Origin of the sequence: Novilysobacter selenitireducens, assembly GCF_020026895.1 — a bacterium.
GTDB lineage: Bacteria > Pseudomonadota > Gammaproteobacteria > Xanthomonadales > Xanthomonadaceae > Lysobacter_C > Lysobacter_C selenitireducens.
Genome location: NZ_JAINZW010000083.1, coordinates 1 through 286, shown reverse-complemented (window position 1 = coordinate 286; position 286 = coordinate 1). Strand labels below are relative to the sequence as shown.

The 286-nt window shown below is 51.4% G+C and carries 1 protein-coding gene; it reads right to left on the bottom strand.

The features are described from left to right. Window positions 1-286, bottom strand: a 286-nt coding sequence (locus tag K6753_RS14570) for a hypothetical protein (protein WP_223677181.1), incomplete at both ends; no start/stop codon positions are given.

Here is a 286-nt window from a genome sequence, read left to right as displayed (position 1 = left end):
AGGTCTAAGAGAGGAAATTGCTTCTCCTCTGTCTTGGAAGCGATCGTGAGGAGATTGAAGAGGTTGGGTTGGATTGTCATTTGCAGCAGATGAATCTCGACGCAGCGCGTGAAGCGCCTGAAAATCCGTGCTATGTTTTCCGTACCAAGGGCCGCATGTGACAGCTTCAGAACAAATGGATCCAATCTCTGTTGAGACAATGAGGCCTTTTGTTGTGGCCATATACTGGCGAGTGCTGCTGCGGTCGTCCGCCGCAGATTTACTCGGTCCGCAAGTTGCAGCACTC